Annotated in this window: 1 pseudogene; it reads left to right on the top strand. The window is 56.4% G+C overall.

Going from position 1 to position 438, the window contains the following annotated elements:
• Positions 1–217 precede the first annotated feature (217 nt).
• Positions 218–438 (top strand): annotated as a pseudogene (locus A3730_RS00845) (DNA-protecting protein DprA); the annotation flags it as partial.

The raw sequence follows: 438 nt of genomic DNA, 5'->3' as shown, positions 1-438 counted from the left end.
CTATATGAACGACATCGCCGAAAGCCCGGCGGGCAGCTACTGAATAGTACGCTAAACGCTTGAGGCTGGACGCCTGACGCCCGCAAAGACACCCTTTTCAAGGATGAAAAGGGTGTCTTTGCGTGTTTTGATCTGTGTTTTATGGTCAGGTTACGGGCATCGACTGCCAAACATTGGGCGGTAAACATCATTCCAACGCACACAAGGAGGTGGGCGAATGGACGGACAATTTAAACGCCTGCTATTGCAGGCGTTGTTTTCCCCGTCTTCAGCGGCCCTGGGCCGCGCCCTGCAACAACACCGGATTGCTTCGGCGCCGGTATCGGATTTTCTTCCCCTGCTACCGGCCGGCCTGAAAGAGCGTGCCCGGCTGCTCGACAATACCGGCAAGCTGCCCGTGTACTTTGAGCAACTGCGTGAGCAGGGTTGGCGCTGGAT

Source organism: Alcanivorax sp. HI0044 (assembly GCF_001634945.1).
Note: the sequence above shows the minus strand (reverse complement) of the source record. Positions and strands in the feature narration are given on the sequence as shown.